General features: G+C 53.3%; 1 protein-coding gene and 3 pseudogenes. 2 read left to right on the top strand and 2 right to left on the bottom strand.

The genetic code is table 11. The features are described 5' to 3' along the window. A pseudogene (locus LY622_RS17470) lies at positions 1 to 364 on the bottom strand (transposase); the annotation flags it as partial. Positions 365 to 443: 79 nt separating this feature from the next. Here LY622_RS17470 and LY622_RS22735 point away from each other — a divergent pair. Next, positions 444 to 1,284 (top strand): annotated as a pseudogene (locus LY622_RS22735) (IS30 family transposase); the annotation flags it as partial. Positions 1,285 to 1,346: 62 nt separating this feature from the next. Further along, a complete protein-coding gene (locus LY622_RS17460) occupies positions 1,347 to 2,357 on the top strand; it encodes a glycosyltransferase family 4 protein (RefSeq protein ID WP_234292056.1) in 1,011 nt (336 codons plus the stop codon). 122 nt (positions 2,358 to 2,479) lie between these two features. Here the strand turns inward: LY622_RS17460 and LY622_RS17455 are convergent. Further along, positions 2,480 to 3,558: pseudogene (locus LY622_RS17455) on the bottom strand (IS3 family transposase). Positions 3,559 to 3,636: the final 78 nt, after the last annotated feature.

Raw genomic sequence — 3,636 nt, 5'->3', positions numbered from 1 at the left:
ACCGACCTTGCCAGGCCCAGCAATCGGCAGGCACCTCGCTGGCTGAGCCAGCCGCCTGCCACCAGGTGCTTCACCGCACGCCGCTTCGCTTCGGGCGTCACCATTTTCCCGAGACAATCTCCTTGAGCGCAGCATTGTCGAGGGCGCTTTCCGCCAGGAGCTTCTTCAGCCGGGCGTTCTCGGTCTCCAGCTCGCGCAGGCGCTTGGCCTCCGAGACTTCCATGCCGCTGTACTTGGCCTTCCAGCGGTAGATGGTCTGCTCGGTCACGCCGTTCTACCGAGCCAGCTCGGCGATCGAGACGCCGCGCTCGTTGGCCTTGAGGATGCTGATGATCTGCTCTTCGGTATGTCGGTTACGCTTCATCGTGAGATCTCCTGCTATCAGAGTAAACGTAGCGGAAATCTCACATCGACGGTGGACCGGTTTCTGGGGGGAAGGTCAACTGGGCCTCCACAGCAGTACGATCAGTCGCGAGCTGCGCCGCAACACCACTTACGGTGGCTACGATCCTGTGCAGGACCAGTCCCTCAGTGATCGCCGGCGTCGCACCGCCTGGAAGTGGACGTAGCGCTTGCCGAGCATGGTCACCGCTGTTGTCGACCGGCTGCGAGAGGAGTGGAGCCCACAGCAGATCAGTGGCTTCATGGCGCCCTTGGCGGGCGTCGGCGTCAGTCATCAATGGATCTACTCCTTGATCTGGGATGACAAGGCTCAAGGTGGCGACCTCTGGCGACATCTCCGTCAGCCCAAGCGGCGCAGCAAACACCGGGCCCAGACCAAGAGCGCAGGGCTTGGCAAGATTCCCAACCGGGTGGGCATCTAGCATCGCCCGGCTGAGGTTGATGATCGTCTTTTCATCGGCCACTGGGAGGGTGACACCGTGATCCACGGGCATAAGCGATCAGGGCTGGTCACGCTGGTAGAGCGTCGCAGTGGCTACCTGCTGGCGGCACGGCTGCCCAGGATCTCAGCGGAGCTGACGCAAGCGGCCATGATCCGCCTGTTGAAGCCTCGTCGAGGAGCTGTCCAGACCATTACGCTGGACAACGGGCTACCTGCGGAAGTGGCAGCGTGGGACCAACGAGAACACTAATGGTCTGATACGGCAGTACTTCCCCAAGGGAACGGACTTCCGACAGGCCACCGATGCCGAACTGCGCATGGTGGTCAAGAAGCTGAATGACCGACCCCGAAAACGGCTCGGCGATCGGACACCGGCACAGGTGTTCCTGGGAGAATACTCAGGAGCCCTGGACACCGCAGGTGCTGCGCTTATTGCTTGAATTCAGGACTTTAGGTGAGAGTTTCTTGCTATAGCTTAAATTGTATTAGAGATAGATAAATAATGAAAGTTGTCCATGTAATACCTAAGAATGTGATTGGAGGTGTTGAAGTCGCCGCCAATACGATGTTGGATGAAGAAGTACAAGAATTTGATTTTTCCGTTTTATTTATTTCCAAGGAAGGGGGGTTAACAAACCCTATCACTCATCTTCGGTTGTTAAAGAAGCTCGTAAAGATAAAGCCTGATGTTGTAGTGTCTTCTTTGTGGTGGACTTCATTTGTCTGCATCATGTATAAGATCTTATATAGAAAGAGTCGGCTTATACTTTTTCTTCACAACCAAAAAAGAGCTCATTTCCTTGATTATTTATTGACGAAAATTACAGCAGCCTTTGCTGATAGTGTTTTTTGTGATAGTGCGGCCACAAAAAGCGCTAGTTTGGAATTCATAAATAAAAAAACTGTCAAAGTGATATCTTTTTTACACCGCAAGTTTTCTCCAAGTGGTGATATTAAAGCTTATGATTCTCCTGTTTTTATTTTTTGGGGAAGATTAAGTTTTGCTAAAGGTTTGGATTTGTCGTTATATTTTTTCCAGTCAGTGCTCTCTCAATATCCTTCTGCTATTTTTTATATTTATGGACCAGACTTTGGTGAGTTAAAAAAGCTGAAAGCTTTATCTGAAAGTTTGGGTTTGAGCGATAATGTGCATTGGAAAGGCCAAGTAGACAATTCAGATATAGCTGAGATCGCAAGTCAAGCAAATTTTTTTCTCCTTTTAAGCCGGCATGAAGGCATGGCTATGGCGGTAGTTGAAGCCATGCAGTGTGGGCTGATTCCCATAGTAACTCCTGTTGGTGAAATACCCAATTACTGCTATGATTTAAACAATTCAATTATCCACGATGATGAAGTGGCGTTGTTATCCAAGTTCAATAAGGTGTTTTCAGATAAAAATAAAAGATATCTTGTGAGTCTTAATGCAAGGAGCAAGTGGGATTTTTATAATTTGTATAGAGATGATTTTATCTCAAGCATCATGCAGCTGTCATTGAAAAATGAAAGCCAATGAGAGAGCCTGGAGAAATGGCTAACATTTTTATGTTGCTAACAGTGCTTGGTATTTAAAAAAATTTTCGTACTTCTGACCTTCCCCCTGGTTTAGGTCCGTCATCAATGTGAGAAACCGCTCCTTCAGGCACATTGCTGGGCATAGACCACGGGTCGCAAATAGCCCAGCGAGCTGTGCGGTCTAATATGGTTGTAGTGGGTTCTCCATTGCGTGATTTCGTGTCGTGCATCCGCCAGGCTCAGGAACCAGTGCTGATTGAGGCAGCTGTCTCGGAACTTGCCGTTGAAGCTCTCGATGAACGCATTCTGCGTCGGCTTGCCCGGTTGGATGAAGGCCAGCGTCACCGTCCGCTCACGCGCCCAGAAGAACATCGCCTTGCTGGTCAGCTCCGGTCCGTTATCGCAGACAATCGAGGCCGGCAGTGAGCGATGGTTGGCGATCTCGTCGAGGAACCGGGCCAAGCGACGTCCCGAGATAGACGTGTCCACCAACTGGCCGACACACTCGCGGCTGAAATCGTCCACGATGTTCAGCACACGAAAGCGGCGTCCCGAGGCCAACTGGTCCGACACGAAGTCCATCGACCAGCGCTGGTTGGGCCTGTCCGGCAGTGGCATCGGTGTTCTCGGCCGAACCAGCCGCTTACGCCGCCGGGTTCGGACCTGAAGACCCTGCTCGCAGTACAGCCGGTAGGTCCGCTTGCGATTGATCACCAGGCCCTCCTGACGCAACAAGGCATGCAGCAGCAAGTAGCCATAGCGGGGATAGCAGGTCGCCAAGGCTTTTACGCGGGCCCGAAGCGGCGCATTGTCACTCGGCATCGCCTGGTACCGGGCTACCGACCTTGCCAGGCCCAGCAATCGGCAGGCACCTCGCTGGCTGAGCCAGCCGCCTGCCACCAGGTGCTTCACCGCACGCCGCTTCGCTTCGGGCGTCACCATTTTCCCGAGACAATCTCCTTGAGCGCAGCATTGTCGAGGGCGCTTTCCGCCAGGAGCTTCTTCAGCCGGGCGTTCTCGGTCTCCAGCTCGCGCAGGCGCTTGGCCTCCGAGACTTCCATGCCGCTGTACTTGGCCTTCCAGCGGTAGATGGTCTGCTCGGTCACGCCGTTCTACCGAGCCAGCTCGGCGATCGAGACGCCGCGCTCGTTGGCCTTGAGGATGCTGATGATCTGCTCTTCGGTATGTCGGTTACGCTTCATCGTGAGATCTCCTGCTATCAGAGTAAACGTAGCGGAAATCTCACATCGACGGTGGACCGGTTTCTGGGGGGAAGGTCA

Origin of the sequence: Halomonas alkalisoli, assembly GCF_021412585.1 — a bacterium.
Taxonomy (GTDB): domain Bacteria; phylum Pseudomonadota; class Gammaproteobacteria; order Pseudomonadales; family Halomonadaceae; genus Halomonas; species Halomonas alkalisoli.
Note: the sequence above shows the minus strand (reverse complement) of the source record. Positions and strands in the feature narration are given on the sequence as shown.

What these genes read in the sequence shown, in the direction of transcription:
- LY622_RS17460 (WP_234292056.1), top strand. Translation starts at nt 1,347, where the DNA reads ATGAAAGTTGTCCATGTAATACCTAAGAATGTGATTGGAGGTGTTGAA.